Source organism: Lipingzhangella halophila, assembly GCF_014203805.1.
GTDB classification, from domain to species: Bacteria; Actinomycetota; Actinomycetes; order Streptosporangiales; family Streptosporangiaceae; genus Lipingzhangella; species Lipingzhangella halophila.
Map to the genome: position 1 here is coordinate 1,180,054 of NZ_JACHJT010000001.1, position 20,904 is coordinate 1,200,957.

Genomic DNA, 20,904 nt, shown 5'->3' on the forward strand with positions numbered 1-20,904 from the left:
CGCCCCACCGGCACCCGGACCGGGGCCGGGGAGAGGTGACAGGGACCCGTTCGGGCGCCGATACTGGTGGGGATGAGACTTTCGTACTTCTGGGACCGCATGTACGAGCAGTTCGGCGAGACCTACGCCGAGAGCTTGGCGCGGGACTACGTGATCGAGACCCTCGGCTCGCGCACGGTGGACCAGGCGCTGGCCGACGGGACCGGCGCCAAGGAGGTGTGGCGCGCGGTCTGCGAGGACTTCGGCCTTCCCGCGGCGGCCCGATGATCCGTTGGGACACGCCGGCGCGCATGGCCCACTATCGAACAGAAGTTCGGGTATCCTGGTGGTGTTCCCGGGATCAGGGAGCGGCGCACGTGTTCCGGCGTCCTTGAGCGCGCCGTGGGCGAGCGCTCGCCGGGCCCGGACGGAGACGGCCGTTCCGCGGTCGTCCACAGGGTGGCGAATGCGGGCCTGATCTGTCGTAGCGACCGCATAGCGTCCCTTCCGAGATGAATAAAAAGACACCAACCCAACAGGGGTTCCCCGTGGCATCTGCTGACCGAGAGAAAGCTCTCGAAACCGCGCTCGCGCAGATCGAGCGCCAGTTCGGCAAGGGCTCCGTCATGCGTCTCGGCGACGACGATCGCCCACCGATCGAATCCATCCCCTCTGGTTCGATCGGGCTCGACGTGGCACTGGGGATCGGCGGGATCCCCCGCGGGCGGGTCGTCGAGATCTTCGGCCCCGAGAGCAGCGGAAAGACCACTGTCGCGCTGCACGCCGTCGCCAGCTCCCAGAAGCAGGGCGGTATCGCCGCCTTCATCGACGCCGAGCACGCGCTCGACCCCGAGTACGCCAAGAAGATCGGGGTGAACACCGACGACCTCCTGCTGTCCCAGCCCGACACCGGCGAGCAGGCGCTGGAGATCGCCGACATGCTGATCCGCTCCGGCGCGGTGTCGATCCTGGTCATCGACTCCGTCGCCGCGCTCGTCCCGCGCGCCGAGATCGAGGGCGAGATGGGCGACAGCCACGTGGGCCTGCAGGCCCGGCTGATGTCGCAGGCACTGCGCAAGATCTCGGGTGCATTGCACCAGACCGGCACCACCGCGGTTTTCATCAACCAGCTGCGGGAGAAAGTCGGCGTGATGTTCGGGTGTATGTCCCCCGACACTGAGGTCGCCCTCGCCGATGGTTCGCGCGAGAAGATCGGGACCATCGTGGACCAGCGGCTGGACGTCGAGGTCCAGTCCTATGATCCAGAACAGGACCGGATCGTTCCGCGGCGCGTCGTCGACTGGTTCGACAACGGCGAGGCCGAGGTCTTCCTGGAGTTCACTGTCGGTACTGCGTCCAGCGACGGCCCGGCGCGGTTCGCGGCGACGCCCAACCACCTGGTTCGGACTCCAGGTGGCTGGCGCGAGGCGGGTGAGCTCGTCCCGGGGGACCGCGTCCTCACCGCTGAAACGCATCACCTCAGCGAACAGCAGCGCCAGGTCGTCTATGGTGCCGTTATGGGCGACGCCGACCTCGCTTCCGCCGTTGATGGGCGTGTTGGGACGCGTCTCCGGATGCGGCATGGAGCCGAGCGCGCCGGGTATCTCGACTGGAAGCTTTCCCTGTTCGGTGACCTCGGTCGCGGTTGTGCGGCAGCTGCCGAGGGAATGGCCCATGCCGAACTCCCTCCGTTGCCCGAGCTGGACGAACTGGGCGAGGTGGTCTGCTTCGGAGACGGCAAGAAGCACCTCACGTGGGAGTTCCTGAAGTCGCTCACCCCGCTCGCCCTGGCTGTCTGGCACATGGACGCCGGCCGCCGCACCCCGCCTGCCGGGCACGACACGGAACCGGCCGCGGGAGAAACCGGACCGAGCAGCCCGATCGAGATCCACGTTGGGACGCTGAGCCCGGGTTCTCGCCAGCGGCTTGCCGAGTACCTGAGCGACACGCATGGCCTTGCGGCCGAACTGGTTGAGCGCGGCAGCACAGAGACGGACGTGGTCCGGCTCGACTCTGAGGCGTCTGCCGAGTTCCAGGAGTTCGTCGCCCCTTACGTTCATGAGTCGATGAGCCACACGCTCGACCCCGGGTTCCGGGATCAGTGTGCTGTGCGACCGGAGTTCACCGACCCCGTGGAGCGCCTGGTCGCTTCTCCGATCCTGGACGTCCACACCAAACCCGAGACCCGGGGAATGCACCGCTTCGACATTGAGGTCGAGGGAAACCATAATTACTTCGTCGACGGTGTCATGGTGCACAACAGTCCTGAAACCACCACTGGTGGTCGGGCGCTCAAATTCTATGCTTCGGTCCGATTGGACGTGCGTAGAATTGAAACGCTGAAAGATGGAACTGATGCCGTTGGAAACCGCACACGCGTCAAGGTCGTGAAGAACAAGACGGCACCTCCGTTCAAACAAGCCGAGTTCGACATCCTCTACGGCGTCGGTATCTCCCGCGAGGGCGGGCTGATCGACCTCGGCGTGGAACACGGGGTCGTGCGCAAGTCCGGCGCCTGGTACACCTACGAGGGCACCCAGCTCGGCCAGGGCAAGGAGAACTCCCGTAACTTCCTGCGGGACAACGCCGACATGGCCAACGAGATCGAGAAGAAGATCAAGGAGAAGCTGGGCGTTCCCACCGGAGGGGACGACGCCGCCGAGTCCTCCGCCTCCGCCTCCGCCAGTACGGACACCGCGGCCGCGGAGAACGGCGCGGCCGGAGCCACCGGCACCACCAGCGCGACCGGGGGCACTGCCGGAGGGACCGGTAAGCGGGCCTCCAAGAGCAAGGCGGCCCCGCCGGCGGAAGCCTGACCCATGTCGCATCCGCCGAACCACCATGACGACCGCCCTCGGACAGCTCCGGCCGGTGCGGACGCGGCCGGGAACGACGATCCCGAGTCCGCGGCGCGTGCCATCTGCCTCAGAATGCTGACTACGGAGCCGCGGACCCGGGCGCAGCTCGCGAGCGCGCTGGAGCGGCGTGGTGTCGAGGACGACGTCGCCCAGTCCGTACTGGGGCAGTTGAGCGAGGCGGGTCTGATCGACGACGCCGCCTTCGCCGGCGCGTGGGTCGACTCCCGGCACGCCGGGCAGGGCCTCGGCCGCGAGCGGCTGGCGGTCGAACTGCGCAAGCGCGGGGTCGACAACGGCATCGTCGACGAGGCCGTTGGCGAGCTCGACCCCGAGCAGGAGGAGGCCACGGCCCGGGGGCTGGTGCGGCGCAAGCTTGGCTCCACTCGCGGTAAGCCCGCCGACACCCGGGCCCGCCGTGTCATGGGCATGTTGGCGCGCAAGGGGTACCCGGCCGGGCTGGCCTACCGGTTGGTCCGCGAGGAGCTCGAATCCGAAGGCAGCAGCGTCGAGCTCCCCGACCCGGACCTTGACTGAAGGCCCGTTCGCGGACGTCAGGTCCGGTCGTTGTCCGCGGCCCCGGAGCCGGACGCACCGGTCACGGCCGGCGTGCGTTCGCCGCGCGACCGGCGTGCGCCGTAGCCGACCGCGGCGATGGTGACCAGGAGCAACAGGACCACGGTGGCGGGCAGCCCTTCGAAGGGGCCGGCGAAACCCGCGCCGCCGGCGTAGGGGCTCGGGTCGTCGATCATGAACAGGATCAGACCGGGATACTCCTTGGCGGTCTCCTCGGTGGCCACCGTCGGCAGGAAGACCGGCAGGATCAGCGCCGCGGCGTGGAAGCCGACCGCCGGCCACAGGCTGTTGGACCGCAGGGTCCACAGCGCGGCGAACACCGCCCACAGGACGATGTTCAGCGCCAGCACCCAGTGCGGCTCGTGGCTGCGCCCTTCGCCGGTGAGCAGCGTGCCGATGAAGTAGAAGTGCATGAGGGCGAAGAAGAAGGAGGAGACCAGTATCCCGGCGGGCACGCCCCACCGGGCGCCGACGGCCTGCAGCAGCCAGCCGCGGTACATCTGCTCCTCGATCCCGATCATCAGGATGCGTTGCACCAGCATGAACACGCCTATGAGGGCCACCATGGCGACCTCGCCGCCGGAGGTCGCGTGGAACCCGGCGAACCGCAGCGTTCCCGCGGCCAGTGCCACAGCGATCCAGCCGGCGACGAACACCGCCGCCACACCGAAGCCGGAGCACAACCCGGTCAGGGCTGAGCGGTTGAAGCGCAGACCGGTCGAGGCGAACGCGGCACGCCCTTCGTAGTAGCGCAGCCACAGCACGACGGGAACGTAGGGCAGCAGCAGCATAACGATGGTGACGAGGAGGCCGAGCGCCGTTTCGAGGACGGTGCCTCCGCCCTCGGCCGCCCACCGCGCCAGCGACTCCAAGGGGACGCCGATGAGGATGACTGTGTAGAACACCTGGCACAGCACAATCACCAGCAGCGGGTGCGTGGCGCGCCGTCCGGGGGTCCCGGCGGCGAGAAAGCGGTTGTCCGGGGAAGTCGTGTTGGTCATGCCGGCCGACGCTAGATTCGGCGGCCCTGCCGCCGCATCGCCCCAGAGGAACAACGGGGTCACGGCCGAGTGCGTTGCCGGGGCAACCTCCCGCGGCCCCCCTGACCGTGACCGCGGTCATGGGTGGCCGATGTGACCACGGCATGACGCGCGGCAGCGGCGTGCCCACAACGGTGGTGTTAGCGTCGCGGCATGGACTCCCGGGACGACGGCGCGGAGCTGGACCGCCTGCTCACCTTCGACGGCCGCACCGCTCCGGCACTGCTGAACCAGGTGTTCTGGGGGGTCCTCGTTGTCTACGGCGTGGTTGTTGTCGTCAACGCGGTGCGCATGGAGTATTCCGCGCTGAGCGGGGTCGGTCTCGGGGTAGGGCCGATCGTCCTGTTCCAGCTCGGTGCCATGGCCGCCGCCGCGGTGCTGTGGCCGACCCTGCCGTGGCACCGGGGGGCTCCGCGGGGGGCGCGCCTGCGCAGTGTGCTCTTCTTCGCCGCCACCCTGGTGCTGCTGGCATTCGGCAACGCGATAATGTCGACGTTCATTATCGCCACCGCGGTGTGTCACGCCGTGATCGTCTTCGGGGGCAGGGCCGCGGCAGGTTACGCGGCGGCGACCGGTCTCACCGCGTTCACCCTGCACCTGGCGCCCCCGGAACCGGATCCGGGACGGGCCGTGCTGGAGGCGGGGGGAATCCTGCTGGTCTGCGCGGTCATGGTGGTGCTGTTCAGGTCTCTGGACCGGGCACGCCGCAAGGCCGAGGAGACCCGCGGGTTGCTGGCGGAGCTGCGTACCGCGCACGATGAGCTGCGACGCTACTCCGATCGGGTGCGCGACCTGACGGTGGCCGAGGAGCGGGCCCGTATGGCGCGGGATATGCACGACAGTGTCGGCCACTACCTCACGGTGATCAATATGGACCTGACCAATGCCGAGCGGTTCCGTGTCGCACGGCCCGACGACGCGTGGCAGGAGGTCCACCACGCGCGGCAGTTGGCCCAGGAGGCGCTGGCCGACACGCGCCGGTGGGTGCGCGCGATGCGGCCGCTGCGGCTGCAGGGGTGCACCGGCGTCGAGGCCCTGCGGGTCCTGGCGGGCTCTTTCGACGGAACAGGCATCGAGGTGCGGCTGCGCGTGCTGGGCGAAGTCCCCGAGTTGGACGAGGTCACCGAGTTGCTCTGCTACCGGGTGGTGCAGGAGGGGTGCACGAACGCGCTGCGGCACTCCGGAGCCACCCTGGTTGACGCCGAATTGTCCGGTGCGGAGGCGGCGGTGGTGCTGACGGTGCGCGACAACGGTGTGGGGGCCGACGCGGCGGCGGTGGACGACGGTTTCGGGTTGCGCGGGCTCCGCGAACGGGTGGAGGCGGCCGGGGGCGAGTTCGCCGTGCGTTCCCCCACGGCGGGAGGGTTCGAGATCAGCGCGACGGTTCCCAGGCCGCCCGACCCTGTGGGTCAGGCGGAGGCCGTCCGGACAGAGGCGGAACGGTGAACGACGCCGCCGCGGTGCGTGTCCTGATTGTCGACGACCAGATCCTGATGCGTAGCGGGCTGCGCAAGCTGCTGGAGATCGAGGAAGGGCTGGTGGTTGCCGGGGAGGCCGCCAGTGGCGCCGCGGCCCTGGAGTTCGTCTCCGCCGATGCGGTCGACGTGGTGCTCGTCGACGCGCGGATGCCCCGGATGGACGGCCCCGAGCTGGTGGAGCGGCTGGCCGCGGAGCACCCGGGGGTTGGTGCGCTCATCCTGACGACCTTCGACGACGACGAGTACATCTTCGGTGGGCTGCGCGCCGGCGCGCGGGGCTACTTGTTGAAGGACACCCCGCCGGAGGAACTCGTCGCCGCCATCCGGCGGGTGGCCCGGGGCGAGACCGTGCTCGGTCCCCAGGCGGCCGACCGTGTCGTGGCCGCGCTGCGCGGGGGATCCGCCGCGCGGCCGGCGGAAGACCACGCGGGCCAGGCGCCATCCGGCCCGCTGTCCGAACGCGAGCGGGAGGTGGCCCAGCTTGTGGGGTCGGGGGCCCCTAACCGGGACATCGCGCGTCGCCTGTTCATCACCGAGGGGACGGTGAAGAACCACATCTCCAGCATCCTGCGCAAGCTCGACCTGCGCGACCGCACCCAGCTCGCCGTATGGGTCGGCCGCGGACCGTAGGCGGCGCGGTCCCGGACGCGGCCCTGCGGTTTCGGGGCGTGCCGGGTCAGGCGCTCTCCACCGTGGATTTCGCCGTTTCGTTCGCGCTTGGCTCCTTGGGGGCCTCGGGTGGCGCGTCGGTGCTGGCCGCTTCCCCCGCGGCCGCGGACTCCTCCTCGGGAGGAGCCGCCGGCTCCGGGCGTTCGGTCACCAGCTCGATTTCCGGAACGCCGGGTGGGGTGAAGCCGAAGACCTCCCCGTAGAAGGCGAGTTCGGCTTCGAGTGCGCGCTGCCGCGACTCGGCCGCGCGGAAGCCGTGGCCTTCGCCTTCGAATTCGAGGTAGGCGTGCCGGATGCCGTTCTCCCCGAGGACCTTGATGAACTCGGTGGCCTGCGCGGGCGGCACCACGTTGTCCCGCGAGCCCTGCAGGATGAGTACCGGCGACCGGACGTCGGCCGCCCGGTTGATCGGGGAGCGTTCGCGGTAGGTTTCGGCGTACCCGGGAAGCGGCCCCACCAGGGAGTCGAGGAAGCGCGACTCGAAGTCGTGCGTCTCGGCGGCCAGCTGCAGCAGGTCGGTGACACCGTAGGCGGACACCCCGCAGGCGAACGTGTCGCCGGTGAGGGCCAGCAGCGTGGTGAACCCGCCCGCGCTGGAGCCGCGTACCGCGAGCCGCTCGGGGTCGGCGACTCCCTGTTCGACCAGGGCCCGCGCCGCCGATGCGACGTCCTCGACGTCGAGGACTCCCCACTGGCCGTGCAGCCGTTCGCGGTATGTGCGGCCGTAGCCGGTGGACCCGCCGTAGTTCACCACGAGGACGCCGATGCCGCGGCTGGTGAAGTACGCCTTGGCGAGGTCGAGCTGCGAGGTGGCGTGCGCGATGGGCCCGCCGTGCACCCACACGACGTAGGGCGCGGGGCCCTCGCCGGTCGCATCGTGGTTCGTGGGCGGGTACACGCTGGCGTGGATGGCCCCGCCGTACCGCCCGTCGAGTGTCTCGTGGCGGGGGCTCGGCAGTAGCCCGGGGTCGGGAAGTTCGTCGAGGGAGCGGCGCAGCGTCTCGATCTGGCCGGTGTCCGGGGCGAGGCGGACCAGGCTCTGCGGGGTGGTGGCGGACGAGGCCAGCCCCACGACGCTGACGCCGTCGGTCGCGAGGACCTGCCAGGAGGACAGCGGGGTGTCGACCGGTTCCAGCTCGGCGGTCTTCGGGTCGTAGATCGAGATGCCCAGGTCGGCGTTGCCGTGCAGGGCGATGACGCGGCCGTCGTCGAGCTGGCAGTAGGGCCGCGCGCCCAGCTCGCCGGCGCCGCCGGTGAACTCTTCCTCGGCGGGGTACAGGGCGATCGCCTGTCCGGTGAGCCCGACCTCGTAGAGGTTCCACCAGCCCGCCCAGTCGGTGATGAAGTACAGCACGTCGTTGTCGCGCCAGAGCGGGGCCAGGACCGACTCGGTCACGCCGCCTTTGAGTGTGTAGGCGCCGGTGATCTCGCCGTCCTCGGTGAAGGTTCCGGCGCGCAGTTCCGTGCCTTCCCACGGCATCCGCGGGTGGTACCAGGAGATCCACGCGAGGTGCCGGCCGTCGGGCGAGGGTGTGGGGGAGGCGTAGAAGTCGGCCCCGGTGACCAGTTCGGTGATCGCGGCGGGGTCCTCGGCGGCCTCGCCCGACAACGGGACGGACACGATGGAACGGGTCACGCCTCCCTCGTTGTCGTGGCGTTCCTGAACGCAGAGGACGCGGTCGCCGGCGCTTGCCAGCGCGAAGTCGGCGTAGCGCAGTCCCGCGGTGGTGTCGGGCTCGGGGGTGAGCGGCTGGGGCGCCGCGGAGTCCGGTTCGAGCAGGTAGAGGCGCTGGTCGGTGAACTCGGCGAAGACAATGCCGTACTGGGCGGCCGATTCGGTGCCGCCGCGCGGGACCGGCAGGTAGGAACGACCGCCGTACTCGTGGACGCGGGTACGGGCGTTCCAGGGCGCGTCCAGGAGTTCGGTGGGGGCGGTCCTGTTGGAGGCGCGGCGCATAACAGTGTTGCGGCCGCCTTCGTCTGGTCGGGACTCCTCCCACCAGACCACTTCGCCCGCCACGGAGGGGAAGCCGAGCCGACGTTCTCCGCGGGCAACATCGCTTGCGGCGATCGGCGAAGGCCAGGCGCCGTATGGGGTCGTCAGGCGATCGTTCATGTCGAAACTTCGCACTCGTGGGGTACTGGGGTTATTGAGATGATGGCCACGACCCTAATGGTCGATCGGGCGGTCGCACGAGACCGGTTGCGGTCGTCGGGGATGGACTTTGCTGTACGGGTCCACGTCACGGGGCAGCGGCCTACTCTGTCAGCTTAGTCCTGCTACGTCCATCGTTCCCGATTCGTGACGCCAGCGGAACGGCTGTGTATTGGCCGCGGGGCTATAGTCCTGGCCAGCATTCGGGGGCAGTGGGGCATTGTCAGCAGATCCGTCCGGTTATCCCTCCGGTCGGGCCCGGGGACGCACACGTCATCTTAGAGAGGATGCCCAGGATGAGCACTGGACCTACCATGAAGCGCCTGGCGTGCGCTTTCGCGGTGTCGGCGGCCGGAACCCTGGTGCTCGCCGGCTGCAACACGAGTGGCGGAACCAACCTGACCCTGGCCACGGGGTCCACCGGGGGCACGTATTACCCCCTTGGGGGCGAGATCGCCAAGGTGTGGTCGGACAACATCGATGACGTGAACGTGAGTACCCAGGCCAGCGGCGCCTCGGTGGAGAACATGCAGCTTCTCGACCAGGACGAGAACGAGGTCGTCATGGCCATCAACGGGGTGGCGGGCAGTGCCTCCGAAAGCGCGGGGGACTTCGAGGACGAGCCGTTGAACGAGCCGGGGGAGGTCCGGCTGCTGGGCAACGTCTACCCCGAGGTGCTGCAGCTCGTCGCCACCGAGGAGTCCGGCATCGAGAGCGTGGAGGACCTCGCGGGGCACAAGGTGGACGTCGGCCCCTCGGGAAGCGGTACCGAGGTCGCGGCGCGCGAGGTTCTCGACGCCTACGGGATCGAGGACATCGAGGAGGACCAGAGCGACTTCGGGGACGCCGCGAACAAGCTGAGCGACGGCCAGCTCGACGCGGCCTTCGCGATCCTGGCCTCACCCGCCGCCAGCATCCAGGAAGTGGCCACCAGCACTGACATCACGCTGGTCGACATCTCCGGTGAGCCCGCCGAGCAGCTCATGGAGGAGAACGAGAGCTACGGAACGTTGGAGATCGAGGGCGGCACCTACGAGGGCGTGGACGAGCCGGCCGAGACCCTGACCAACTGGGCGGCGATGTACGTCAAGGCCGACATGGACGAGGAACTCGCCTACAACCTCACCAAGCAGATGTACGAGGGTGCGGGCGACATCGAGCACGACGTCGGTTCCAACATCCAGCTGGACACCGCGCTCGACAGTCCGGGCCCGGTCGATCTGCACCCGGGCGCCGAGCGCTTCTACGAGGAAGAGGGCGTGCTCGACTGACCGCCCCGCTCCAGGCTCGCCGTCGTCCCCGGCCCGGTCGGGGGTGGCGGCGAGCCCGTCACGTACTGGCCGGTGCCGCCGCTGTGCTGGTGGTCCTCATCCTGCCGGGGGACATCCAGGCGGTGGGACTCCGACTGGAGATCGTTGACCAGACCCGGCAACGAGTGTTGTTCGTTCGGGAGGTCGAGGCCGCGGACCGGTTGCTGTTGGAACACACCCACTCGGTGACGAAGCGGCCCGTCGAGGAGGTTTTCTCGGTCGGCCGGGGCGGGATCGCGATGGAGGAGCTCCGCTTCGACGAGTTCGGCGCCAACCTGCCGGCCGGTCCGCAGACCATCGGTGGTGTGACGACCACGTTCCGGCACGAGGACGCCGGATACTACCGGGTGCTGCATCACGGCCGCCCACTCGGCACGGTGCCACTGCGTGTGGGCGGCCCCAAGGTCGACCATGTCCTGACCCTCCCCGGCGGGGATCGGGTCAGGCTGCTCGATCTCGCCCCGAGAGGAACCAATGTGGAGCTCGGCATCCGGGGCGTGCCGCGCGCCACGTCAGAGTAGGGATCACGTCCCCTGCGATGGAGTCCGGCTGAGGAGGACGCACACATGACGACCGATCCGGCGCCCGCGGCGGGGGGAGAGGCCGGGCCCCCGCGGGACTGGGAACGAGATGTCGCCGAGCTGGAGCAGCACAGCTTCACCGACAGCCCGCAGGAGGGCACCCGCTCCGACGCCCACACCCTGTGGCGCCGGCTGATCTTCGGTGCCGGTCTGGTGCTCGCGGTGTTCCATCTCTACACCGGTGCGTTCGGAACGATCGCCGGACTCCAGCAGCGCTCCTTCCACCTCGCGGTCGCCCTGGCGCTGGTGTTCCTTCTCTACCCGGGCAAACCGTGGCACAGCCAGCGCCAGCGGCGTTTCGGCTGGGCGCTGACCGCCATCGCGGTGGCGGTGCTGGCCTACCTGGGGATCACCGGGGAAGCCGGGCTGCACGTCCTGCTGCCCGCTCTGGGCGTGCTGGTCGCCGTGCAACTGTCGCGCCACCTGCCGTGGGGGCCGTTCGGCATGCCGATCGGCGACATCGGCCTCTCGCTGCTGGGGCTGGGCTCCGGGTTGTACGTGTTCGTGTTCTACGAGGACATCGTCGACTCTCCGGGACTGATCGACCCCGTGCACGTCGCCGCCGGCACGGTCGGGATCCTGCTGGTGCTCCTGGCGGCCCAGCGGACGCTGGGCACCGCGCTCGTGGTGCTGGCGAGCATCATGCTGGTCTACGCCTACCGGGGGGAGTATTTCGCCGGTTTCCTGCAGCACAGCGGCTACTCCCTCGACCGGATCGTGACGACGTCGTTCCTGGGGACCGAAGGGGTGTTCGGTACTCCGATCGCGATCTCGTCCACCTTCATCTTCCTCTTCCTGGTGTTCGCCGCGGTGCTGCAGCGCACCGGCATGGAGCGGTTCTTCACCGAACTCGCGTTGGGCAGCACAGGGTGGGCCACCGGCGGTACGGCGAAGGTCGGCGTCGTCACCAGCGCGTTCTCCGGGACGATCACCGGAAGCTCGGTGGCGAACACGGTAAGCAACGGCGCGTTCACCATCCCGATGATGCGCAAGTCCGGCTACAACCGGGAGTTCGCCGGGGCGGTGGAGGCCGCTTCCTCCACCGGCGGTCAGATCGCGCCCCCCATCATGGGCGCCGGCGCGTTCATCATGATCGAGATCACCGGGATCGCCTACATCGAGATCCTCAAGGCCGCCGCTATCCCGGCGGTGCTGTTCTTCGTGTCGCAGTTCGTGGTGATCCACTACGAGTCCAAGCGGCTCGGGATCAGGGGAGTTCCCAAGTATCTGCTGCCCAGTGTGCGCCGCCTGCTGCTGACCCGGGGCTACCTGCTGGCGCCGCTCGTCATCATCTTCGTGCTGCTGTCCAGCGGGCGCACCCCCATCTACGCGGCGATGGGCGCCATCGTTATCGCGGTCGCGGTCAATCTGGTCGTGCAGCTGCTGGAGATGCCGGTGCGCCGGGTCGACGGCCGGTTGGAGCTGCGCCCGGCCCGCGAGGCGCTGTACGGGGCGGTGCGGCTGTCGCTGCCGGTCATCATCGCCACTGTCGCCGCGGCGCTCGTGTCCACCGGGGTCGCCGCCCTCACCGAGCAGGCGGGCCGCTCCGAGCAGGTGCTGGCCACCGTGCTCGCGGTCGCCGCCGTCGCGGCGCTCATCGGCTACGCCTTCCGGTCCTGGACGAACTCCGACTCCGAACGGCTCACTCTGAACTCGATGCTCGATGGCCTGGTCAGCGCCACACGTATCGCCCTGCCGATCATCGTGGCCTGTGCCGCAGCCGGCATGATCGCCGGCGTCATCACCCTGACCGGGATCGGACTGAAGCTCAGCGGCGGGTTGGTGAGCCTGAGCCAGGGCATGCTGCTGCCGACACTGCTGCTGTCCATGCTGGCCTGCCTGGTGTTGGGGATCGGGCTTCCCACGACCGCCAACTACGTCATCACCGCCACGCTGGCCGCTCCGGCGATCATCACGGTGCTGCAGGGCGGCGTCGACGAGCCGACGATGGCGATGCTGCTGATGGCGCACCTGTTCGTGTACTACTTCGGGGTCATGGCCGACATCACCCCGCCGGTATGTCTCGCGGCCTACGCCGCCTCCGGGATCTCCGGGGGCAGCCCGATCCGGACTGGGCTGCAGGCGGTACGCATCGCCGTGGCCGGGTTCGTGGTGCCGTACATGTTCGTGCTCTCCCCGGAGCTGCTGATGCAGAACGTCACCTGGGCATCGGGCACCCTCGCGGCCCTCACCGGGACGGTCGGCGCCTGCGTGGTCGGGATGGGCGTGGTCGGCTACGTCAGCCGCCGCGTCCACTGGAGCGGGCGGGTGCTGCTCGTCGCCGCGGGGATCGCGCTGCTGTACTACGGCTGGCTGAGCGATCTGGCCGGTCTCGCCGTGACGGCCGCGATTTTCGCCCACCAGTGGTGGACGACCAGGGGCGGGGCCGTCCGCACCGGCGAGGCCGCGGCGGTGCCCACCGGGAGCACCGAGTAGGAACGGCCCGGGCGCCGGCCGCGCGGGCAGTCCGGGTGCGCGGGTGGACCCGCGGGGCCGCGGGAGCACCTAGCCTGGAGGGGTGAGCCAGAGTCGTACCTACCAAGTGCGGACCTACGGCTGCCAGATGAACGTCCACGACTCCGAGCGCCTTTCCGGGCTGTTGGAGGACGCTGGGTACGAGCGCGCAGCCGAGGACGCCGCGGCCGATGTCGTCGTATTCAACACCTGCGCGGTCCGGGAGAACGCCGACAACCGCCTCTACGGCAATCTCGGGCACCTGCGTCCGGCCAAGGACGCCAACCCGGACATGCAGATCGCCGTGGGGGGCTGCCTGGCGCAGAAGGACCGCGGGGAGATCACGCGCCGGGCGCCGTGGGTGGACGTGGTGTTCGGCACGCACAACATCGGGTCGCTGCCCACGCTGCTGGAACGGGCCCGGGTGCAACGCGAGGCCCAGGTCGAGATCGAGGAGTCGCTGGAGACTTTCCCCTCGACCCTGCCCGCTCGCCGCGAGTCCGCCTACGCCGCCTGGGTGGCGATCTCGGTGGGCTGCAACAACACCTGTACTTTCTGTATCGTGCCGTCGCTGCGGGGCAAGGAGCGCGATCGCCGTCCCGGCGATGTGCTGGCCGAGGTGCGGACGCTGGTCGACGAGGGTGTCGCCGAGGTCACGCTGCTCGGCCAGAACGTGAACGCCTACGGGGCGGAGTTCGGCGACCAGCAGGCGTTCTCCAAGCTGCTGCGGGCCTGCGGCGAGATCGAGGGGCTGGAGCGGGTGCGCTTCACCTCGCCGCACCCGAAGGACTTCACGAACGACGTGATCGAGGCCATGGCCGAGACTCCCAACGTCATGCCGCAGTTGCACATGCCACTGCAGTCGGGGTCGAGCCGGGTGCTCAAGGCGATGCGCCGCTCGTACCGGCAGGAGCGCTTCCTCAACATTGTGCGCAATGTCCGCGAGGCCATGCCCGAGGCCGCGATCAGCACCGACATCATCGTCGGCTTCCCGGGGGAGACCGAGGAGGACTTCGAGGAGACCCTCGCCGTGGTGCGCGAGGCCCGGTTCTCGATGGCGTTCACCTTCCAGTACTCCAAGCGCCCGGGTACACCGGCGGCCGAGATGGACGGCCACTTGCCCAAAGAGGTGGTCCAGGAGCGTTACGAGCGGCTGGTCGCGCTGCAGGACAGCATCTCCGCCGAGGAGAACCAGAAGCTCCTCGGGCGCGAGGTGGAGGTCCTGGTGGCCGAGGGCGAGGGCCGCAAGGACGGCGCCCACCGGCGGCTGTCCGGCCGCGCGCCCGACAACCGGCTGGTGCACTTCGCCGCCGAGTACGAGGACGGCGAACCGGCCAACCCGCGCCCGGGCGACATGGCGACGGTGGGCATCACCTACGCCGCGCCGCACCACCTCGTGGCCGACTCCGGGGTCCGTGCTCTCCGCCGCACCCCAGCGGGTGACGCCTGGGCGGTCCGCAACGGACAGGCCCCGGAGCCGTCGGGGGCGTCGGGGGTGCTGCTGGGCATGCCCGCGGTCGGCGCTTCGGCCGCCGCGACCGCTTCGGCGGGCGGCTGCTGCGACACCTGAGCCCTGGGCGGCTTATCGCCCGCGGTGACGCAGGTGAGTGGGGCGAGCCGGTACGCTCGCCGTGTGTTCGTCGCCGCCGCTGTGTGCCCGCACCCGCCGCTGCTCGTCCCGGAGCTGGCGGGCGGTGCGGCGCACGAGCTGGACGGGCTGCGGCACGCGTGTGACCGGGCGGTCGCCGGACTGCTCGCCGCCGGCGCCGACCACCTTGTCGTCGTCGGTACCGGGCAGTGGGAATGGACATACGGCGCCGAGGCGGGCGGCGGCCTGGCCGGGTTCGGCGTGGACATCCCGGTCGGTCCGCCCCCTGCCGCGCTCCCGCTGCCGCTGACCCTGGGGCGGTGGCTGGCGGAGCGAGCGGGGGCCGTGCCGGCGGGCTACGTGGCGGTGCCGCCGGAGGCCGGCCCCCACGAGTGCCTGGTGCGCGGTGCGGATATGGCGTCGGGGCCGGAGCGGCTCGGCGTTCTCGCCATGGGCGACGGCAGTGCCCGGCGAACAGAGCACGCCCCGGGCTACTACGACCCGCGGGCCGTGTCCTTCGACCACTCGGTGGCCACGGCCCTCGCCAAGGCCGACACGGCCGCCCTGGCGGCGCTCGATGCCGGGACCGCCACCGAGCTCATGGCCGCGGGCCGGCCCGTGTGGCAGGTACTCGCGGGTGCCGCGCGGAACACGGCGCCGCACGGCGAGCTGCTGGCGCATGAGGCGCCCTACGGCGTGGGCTACTTCGTGGCGCTGTGGCGTTGAGTGCGCCGGTGCGTACCCCTCACGATGCTCCGTCGTTCGCCTCTGCCCCCACGAGCTGCAATGCGCGCTCGACGAGGTCGGGGGAGTCGTAGGGCAGCCAGTGGACGCGCGGGTCGCGTCGGAACCAGGACTCCTGGCGGCGCGCGAACCGGCGCGTGGCGCGGACCGTCTCCTCGCGCGCGGTCTCCTCGTCGTACTCCCCGGCGAGGAAACGCAGCACCTGGGCGTAGCCCAGCGCCCGCGAGGCCGTGCGGCCCTCGCGCAGCCCTTTCTCCTCCAGTTCCCGGACCTCGTCGACGAACCCGGCCCGCCACATGCGGTCCACCCGCAGCTGGATGCGGTTGTCCAGCTCTTCGCGGGGCACGTGGAGACCGATCTGGACGCACGGGTAGCGCGCGACGTGACCCGGCAGCGTCGCGGTGAAGGGGCGGCCGGTGATCTCGATGACCTCCAGTGCGCGTACGATGCGGCGTCCGTTGCTCGGCAGGATCGCCACGGCGGCGGCGGGGTCGCGTCCGGCCAGCCGTTCGTGCAGCGGTTCCGGACCCACCCGGTCCAGCTCGGCCTCCAGTCTGGCGCGCACCGTTGGGTCGGTGCCGGGGAAGTCCAGGTGGTCCAGGGCCGCCCGCACGTACAGCCCGGAGCCGCCCACCAGGATGGGCGTGCGCCCCGCGGAGCGCATCCGGTCGATGAGCGCGCGCGCCAGGTGCTGGTACCGCGCGACGTCGGCGGTCTCGGTGGTGTCCCAGATGTCCAGGAGGTGGTGCGGGACCCCGCTCCGCTCCGCGGCGGTGAGCTTGGCGGTGCCGATGTCCATGCCGCGGTACAGCTGCATGGAGTCGGCGTTGATGATCTCGGCGCGGCCGCCCGCGTCGCCGAGCCGGCGCGCCAGTCGCACGCCGAGGTCCGATTTGCCCGACGCGGTCGCTCCGACGACCGCGACCACCGCGGGCTCCGCGCTGTCGGTGATCATGGTTCTAGTGTGGCAGTGTGCCCGAAGTGTGCCGTCCGGTTGGCCGCGCCGTCCTAGGATGATGAGCATGCGATTCGCCAAGGGCCACGGCACGGAGAACGACTTCGTGATCCTTCCCGACCCCGACGGCCTGCTGGAGCTCGGCCCCGCGACGGTCGCCGCGTTGTGCGACCGGCGGGCCGGTATCGGCGGCGACGGTGTCCTGCGGGTGGTCCGCACCACCGCACTGCTGAAGACGGAGGCGCTCACCGAGTCCGCGCGCTCCGCCGAGCGGACCGAGTGGTTCATGGACTACCGCAACGCCGACGGCAGCCTCGCCGAGATGTGCGGCAACGGGATCCGGGTGTTCGCGCGCTACCTCGTGGAGAGCGGCCTGCAGGATGCCGGCACGTTCGACGTCGGCACGCGGGCCGGTGCGAGACCCGTGACCGTCGAGGCCGACGGCCAGGTGACCGTGGACATGGGTGTGGCCCAGAAGCTCGGTACGGGCCGGGTCCGGCTCGGCGGCGCGGACCTGTCCGGTGAGCGGGTCTCGGTGGGCAATCCCCATCTCGCCTGCCCGGTCGGCACCCCGGTCGCCGGCGTCGACCTGTCGGAGCAACCCGCCGTCGACCCCGGGCAGTTCCCCGATGGTGTCAACGTCGAGGTGTTTCGCGAGGTCGCGCCCGGCACGTTGGAGATGCGGGTGCACGAGCGCGGCTCGGGAGAGACGCGCTCTTGCGGTACCGGAATCGTCGCGGTGGCGGCCGCGGCCACGCCCGCCGGCGAGGGCGCGACCTGGCGGGTTCGGGTTCCCGGCGGCGAGTGCACCGTCTTCCTGGACGCTGAGGGGGCCCGGCTGCGGGGACCGGCGGTGATCGTGGCCGAGGGCGAGATCCGCACGATGTGACCGAGCCCCGCGGTGCGGCACGGGCCCGTCGCGAGGGGCCGCAACCCCCGGTCGGGCCCGGTGACCGGTGGCCGCGGGCGGTGGATGCGATGGCGGTGCCACGTGGACGCCTGCCGTTGTCGCGCGCGGTGCTGTGCGCCGGGTGCGCGGGCCTCGCCTGGACACTGGCGGCGCTCCGCGTCTCCGCCCGCCGGCCCCGCCCGGATCCGGGCCCCACTCCCATAACCGGCTACTCCCACCCCGGAGATGACCGCCCCCGCACCAGTGGGCCGCGGCAATGGGGCCTTGGGCCGAGTGCGGCAAGCTGGCTCCGCTCGTAGGACTCGCCGCGCCCCATTGCCGCGGCCCAGGTTGGCGGGTGTTCCGGTAGGGCGGGCTGACTTCCCTGTGCCCACCGGTGGTCGGCGGCGGAGGTGTCCGCAACAACCTACGAAGTACTACTAGCCCGGGCGGTACATTTCTCGTTGCCGGGGCCAAGGGACCCCCGGAGGTGTGCGGTGAGCGCGACGGTGCGTTACCTGCTCCGCAGTGCGGCCGGCCATGCCGCGCTGCTGCTCGTGGTCAGCAGTTGCGGCTACCTGCTCGCGGCCTGTGCCCTCGACCCCCGGGGCAACTACGAGGAGCGGAGCCCGTCCCCGCCGGCCGAAGTCGTGGACGCGGCGCTGGCCGAGCGCAACCTGGATGGCCGTCCGCTCGGCGCGCGATATCTGACCTGGGTCTCCGGCGTCGTCTCGGGGGACCTCGGTGCCACGTGGGACGGGCGTTCCGTCAACGAGGAGATGGCCCAGCGCGTTGGCGCCACCCTGCGCCTGGTCGCGCCCGGCGCGCTGCTCGGCAGTGTGGCGGGGGTGCTTCTCGGAGCGTGGGCCGGTACCCGCGGGCCGGGATGGGGGCGCCGGCTCTGCGTGGCCGGGGCCATCGTGGTCATCTCGACCCCGGTCGTGGTCATCGCTGTCTCGCTGCAGGTCGGCGCGATCTGGCTGAACAACTCGACCGGCATGGACCTGCTGCGTACCACCGGCGAGTCAACCCCGGGCGGTGCGCCGGGGGTTGCGGGCGCGCTGGCGGACCGGGCCCGACACCTGCTGCTTCCGACGTTGGCGCTGGCGCTCCCGCAGGCGGCGATGCTCAGCCTCTACCAGCGCGCGTTCATCGCGGAGGCGGCCTCCGCCGACTTCGTGCGGACAGCGCGCGCCAAGGGGGTGCCGCGCCGCACCGCGGTCCGCGTCCACGCGCTGCGGACGTCGCTGCTTCCCGCTGTCGATCTCGCCGGATACTCGGCGGCGGGGCTGTTCGCCGGTGCCGCCTTCGTCGAGCGGGTTTTCGGCTGGCACGGCGTGGGGGACCTGCTGATCGACGCTGTGGGCAGTGGCGACGTGAACACGGTCGCGGCGGTCTGCGCCTTTGCCGCGCTGTGCGTCGTCGCGGCCGCGGTATTCGCCGACATTACCCGGGTAGTGCTCGATCCCCGAGTACGTGCCGAATAGATACGCGATGAGAATGATGTGCCGGCTGCGACGTCACACGCACGCACAGTAGTATTTCCCGATCGTTGCTTTGGCCCGATGAGGGTCGCCAGGTACCGCGGGCACCGAGAGGCGGCCCGCGCCGCGGGGCAGGAGGGGAGCCCTGTCCGGAGCACACCTGGCTTGGAAGCCGAAGCGTGGGGGGATGCGCGTGTCGAAGGTCAGATGGGCCGGGGTCCCGGCATTGGTGTGCATCGTAATGTTGAGCTCGTGCCACGGCATGGACGACTCGGCGGGCGAGTACGCGGGGCTGCCCGCCTCTGACACCAACCCGGCCGACCGCGCCGACCTTGTCGAGGGCGGCTCACTGCACTGGGGAATCAACGAGTTCCCGGGCCAGTGGAACCCGCACCACATCGACGGCAACCTCGCCACGGTCGACACCGTAATGAGCGGGGTGCTGCCCACGCCGTTCCGGGTCGGCGCGGACGGCGAGGTGCGCCCCGACCCCGACTATGTCGAGTCGGTGGACGTCCAGCGGGGCTCCGTTGCCAAGGCGGTCCAGGAGGGCGACGGCGCGACCGAGGCGCAGGTTGTCACGCTGCGCCTGAACCCGCGGGCACGGTGGTCCGACGGTACCGCGATCACCTGGCGCGACTTCGCGAGCATGGCCGCGACGCTGGCGGGGGAAAGGGCGGGGTTCCAGATCCTCGGCGAGGTGGGCTACGACCGGATCAGCTCGGTGCGTCCCGGCGACAGCGAGTTCGAGGTGGTCATCACCTTCGACCAGCCGTTCTCCGAGTACGGGGCCCTGTTCACTCCCCTGCTTCCCGCGGAGTACACGCGCGACGCGGGGCGGTTCAACGCCGGCTACCGCGGTGACATCCCGGTGACCGCCGGGCCGTTCGAGGTCGACGAGGTCGACGCCGCGAGCAGGACACTCACCACGCGGCGCTCGGATACCTGGTGGGGCGATCCGCCGTTGCTGGACGAGATCACCTATCGCGCGCTCTCTCCCAAGGCGCTCGACAGCGCCTTCCAGGACGGCGAGATCGACGTCTACGCCACGTCGACCGCACCGGGCTCCTACGACCGGGCCGCGGCGACCGACCACGGCGAGGTGCGGGCGGCCCTTGCGCCGGACTACCGGCACCTGACGCTCAACGGGCAGAGCCACGCGCTCTCGGATCCCGATGTCCGGCACGCGGTCTTCCTCGGCATCGACCGGGAGGAGGTCGCCGAGGCCGCTTTCGCCGCGATCGACCAGCCGGCCGCGGTGCTCGGCAACCGCTTCCTGATGGTCAACCAGGACGGCTACCAGGACAACAGCGGTGAATGGGGTGAGCACGCCCCGGAGCGGGCGCGCGAGCTGCTCGACGGGGCCGGCTGGCGCACGTCCGGGGACGGTCCGCGCACTAAGGACGGCGAACCGCTGGAGCTGCGCTTCGTCATCCCGCGCGACCATCCGCCGGCCCGCAACGAGGCGCGCCTGGTGCAGGACATGCTGGGCGATGTCGGGATCGCGGTCAGCATCGAGCCGGTCGGCGGCGACGAGCTGTTCGGCGACTACGTGCTGCCCGGAAACTACGACCTGGTGGGGATCGTCAACGCCGGCGGCGGTTTCCCGGTCTCGGAGTCCCTGCAGCAGTGGAGCGAGCCCGAGACGGGCGAGGGCGGCGAACCGGACTGGAACGCCAATGTGGGCCGGATCAGCTCCCCCGAGATCGACGAGGCCATGGACGACGCGCTGGCCGCGCACGACGGCGCCAAGGCGCGCGAGCACATCAACAAGGCCGACCGCCTCCTCTGGGAGGCCGGGCACACCCTGCCGCTCTACCAGCGCCCCGAGCTGGTCGCGGTGCGCAGCGACCTCGCCAATATCGGCGCCCCGGGATTCGGCACGCTGGACTACGCCGACATCGGCTACTTTCCCGCGTAGCGGGGCAAGGGACGCCGTTTCGCCCGCAGGTCGAAACGGTGTGTGGTAGTGCAGTTGCGTTGGGTGCCGCCGGACGGGCGGGAACGGAGTCGTCAGGATCGAAAGCCGGGCACCGCTGCGAGATCATGGCGAAGCCCTCGCAGTAGGGGCTGGAGACCAGGTAAGACCGGCCGCACGGTCGGCGCGGGTCGACGAAGCGGGAAGCCACGGTCGTACCACACGATCG

Annotated in this window: 15 protein-coding genes and 3 pseudogenes; 15 read left to right on the plus strand and 3 right to left on the minus strand. The window is 70.5% G+C overall.

The window, feature by feature from the left end:
• Positions 1-72 precede the first annotated feature (72 nt).
• From F4561_RS05305 to F4561_RS05315, 5 genes and pseudogenes are all read left to right on the plus strand, one after another.
• Positions 73-267, plus strand: a complete 195-nt coding sequence (locus F4561_RS05305; RefSeq protein ID WP_184575325.1) for a DUF3046 domain-containing protein — start codon at positions 73-75, stop codon at positions 265-267.
• Between the two features lie 260 nt (positions 268-527).
• Positions 528-1,376: pseudogene (recA, locus tag F4561_RS34145) on the plus strand (recombinase RecA); the annotation flags it as partial.
• Positions 1,377-2,000: pseudogene (locus F4561_RS34150) on the plus strand (intein-containing recombinase RecA); the annotation flags it as partial.
• Positions 2,001-2,222: 222 nt separating this feature from the next.
• Positions 2,223-2,795: pseudogene (locus tag F4561_RS33150) on the plus strand (recombinase RecA family protein); the annotation flags it as partial.
• 3 nt (positions 2,796-2,798) lie between these two features.
• Positions 2,799-3,371 carry a regulatory protein RecX gene (locus F4561_RS05315; protein WP_184575328.1) on the plus strand — a complete coding sequence of 191 codons (573 nt, stop codon included), beginning with the start codon at positions 2,799-2,801 and terminating at the stop codon, positions 3,369-3,371.
• Between the two features lie 17 nt (positions 3,372-3,388).
• On the opposite strand, the gene F4561_RS05320 is transcribed toward F4561_RS05315, so the two are convergent.
• Complete coding sequence (locus tag F4561_RS05320; protein WP_184575330.1) at positions 3,389-4,411, minus strand: CPBP family intramembrane glutamic endopeptidase; 1,023 nt, start codon at positions 4,409-4,411, stop codon at positions 3,389-3,391.
• A gap of 192 nt (positions 4,412-4,603) precedes the next feature.
• On the opposite strand from F4561_RS05320, the gene F4561_RS05325 reads away from it, so the two are divergent.
• Together F4561_RS05325 and F4561_RS05330 are read left to right on the plus strand one after the other, a co-directional pair.
• Positions 4,604-5,896: a sensor histidine kinase gene (locus F4561_RS05325; protein ID WP_184575332.1), complete on the plus strand. Its 1,293-nt coding sequence runs from the start codon at positions 4,604-4,606 to the stop codon at positions 5,894-5,896.
• Entirely contained in the window at positions 5,893-6,558 is a 666-nt protein-coding gene (locus tag F4561_RS05330; protein ID WP_312885154.1) for a response regulator, read from the plus strand. The genes F4561_RS05325 and F4561_RS05330 overlap by 4 nt, the downstream gene beginning before the upstream one ends.
• A gap of 46 nt (positions 6,559-6,604) precedes the next feature.
• Here the strand turns inward: F4561_RS05330 and F4561_RS05335 are convergent, their stop codons facing one another.
• Complete coding sequence (locus F4561_RS05335; protein WP_184575334.1) at positions 6,605-8,713, minus strand: S9 family peptidase; 2,109 nt, start codon at positions 8,711-8,713, stop codon at positions 6,605-6,607.
• 335 nt (positions 8,714-9,048) lie between these two features.
• Between F4561_RS05335 and F4561_RS05340 the strand changes: the two genes are divergently transcribed.
• The 5 genes from F4561_RS05340 (at position 9,049) to F4561_RS05360 (ending at position 15,411) form a co-directional block, all read left to right on the plus strand.
• On the plus strand, positions 9,049-10,023 hold the full coding sequence (locus F4561_RS05340; protein WP_184575336.1) for a TAXI family TRAP transporter solute-binding subunit: 975 nt from the start codon (positions 9,049-9,051) through the stop codon (positions 10,021-10,023).
• An 83-nt stretch (positions 10,024-10,106) separates the two neighbouring features.
• Positions 10,107-10,583: a DUF1850 domain-containing protein gene (locus F4561_RS05345; protein WP_312885155.1), complete on the plus strand. Its 477-nt coding sequence runs from the start codon at positions 10,107-10,109 to the stop codon at positions 10,581-10,583.
• Between the two features lie 45 nt (positions 10,584-10,628).
• On the plus strand, positions 10,629-13,079 hold the full coding sequence (locus F4561_RS05350; RefSeq protein WP_184575337.1) for a TRAP transporter permease: 2,451 nt from the start codon (positions 10,629-10,631) through the stop codon (positions 13,077-13,079).
• A 106-nt stretch (positions 13,080-13,185) separates the two neighbouring features.
• Complete coding sequence (gene miaB / locus F4561_RS05355) at positions 13,186-14,667, plus strand: tRNA (N6-isopentenyl adenosine(37)-C2)-methylthiotransferase MiaB (protein WP_312885576.1); 1,482 nt, start codon at positions 13,186-13,188, stop codon at positions 14,665-14,667.
• A 63-nt stretch (positions 14,668-14,730) separates the two neighbouring features.
• Positions 14,731-15,411 carry a class III extradiol ring-cleavage dioxygenase family protein gene (locus F4561_RS05360; RefSeq protein WP_184575341.1) on the plus strand — a complete coding sequence of 227 codons (681 nt, stop codon included), beginning with the start codon at positions 14,731-14,733 and terminating at the stop codon, positions 15,409-15,411.
• A gap of 19 nt (positions 15,412-15,430) precedes the next feature.
• On the opposite strand, the gene miaA is transcribed toward F4561_RS05360, so the two are convergent.
• Positions 15,431-16,384, minus strand: coding sequence for a tRNA (adenosine(37)-N6)-dimethylallyltransferase MiaA (gene miaA / locus F4561_RS05365; protein ID WP_184575343.1), 954 nt, complete (start codon positions 16,382-16,384; stop codon positions 15,431-15,433).
• Positions 16,385-16,451: 67 nt separating this feature from the next.
• Here miaA and dapF point away from each other — a divergent pair, with 67 nt between their 5' ends.
• The 3 genes from dapF to F4561_RS05380 all read left to right on the plus strand — a co-directional run bounded on the left by dapF (position 16,452) and on the right by F4561_RS05380 (position 20,678).
• On the plus strand, positions 16,452-17,273 hold the full coding sequence (dapF, locus tag F4561_RS05370) for a diaminopimelate epimerase (protein WP_184575345.1): 822 nt from the start codon (positions 16,452-16,454) through the stop codon (positions 17,271-17,273).
• Between the two features lie 497 nt (positions 17,274-17,770).
• The gene (locus F4561_RS05375) at positions 17,771-18,760 is read left to right on the plus strand and encodes an ABC transporter permease (RefSeq protein ID WP_184575347.1); all 990 of its coding nucleotides are present in this window, start codon (positions 17,771-17,773) and stop codon (positions 18,758-18,760) included.
• Positions 18,761-18,998: 238 nt separating this feature from the next.
• Positions 18,999-20,678 carry an ABC transporter family substrate-binding protein gene (locus F4561_RS05380; protein WP_184575349.1) on the plus strand — a complete coding sequence of 560 codons (1,680 nt, stop codon included), beginning with the start codon at positions 18,999-19,001 and terminating at the stop codon, positions 20,676-20,678.
• Positions 20,679-20,904 lie beyond the last annotated feature (226 nt).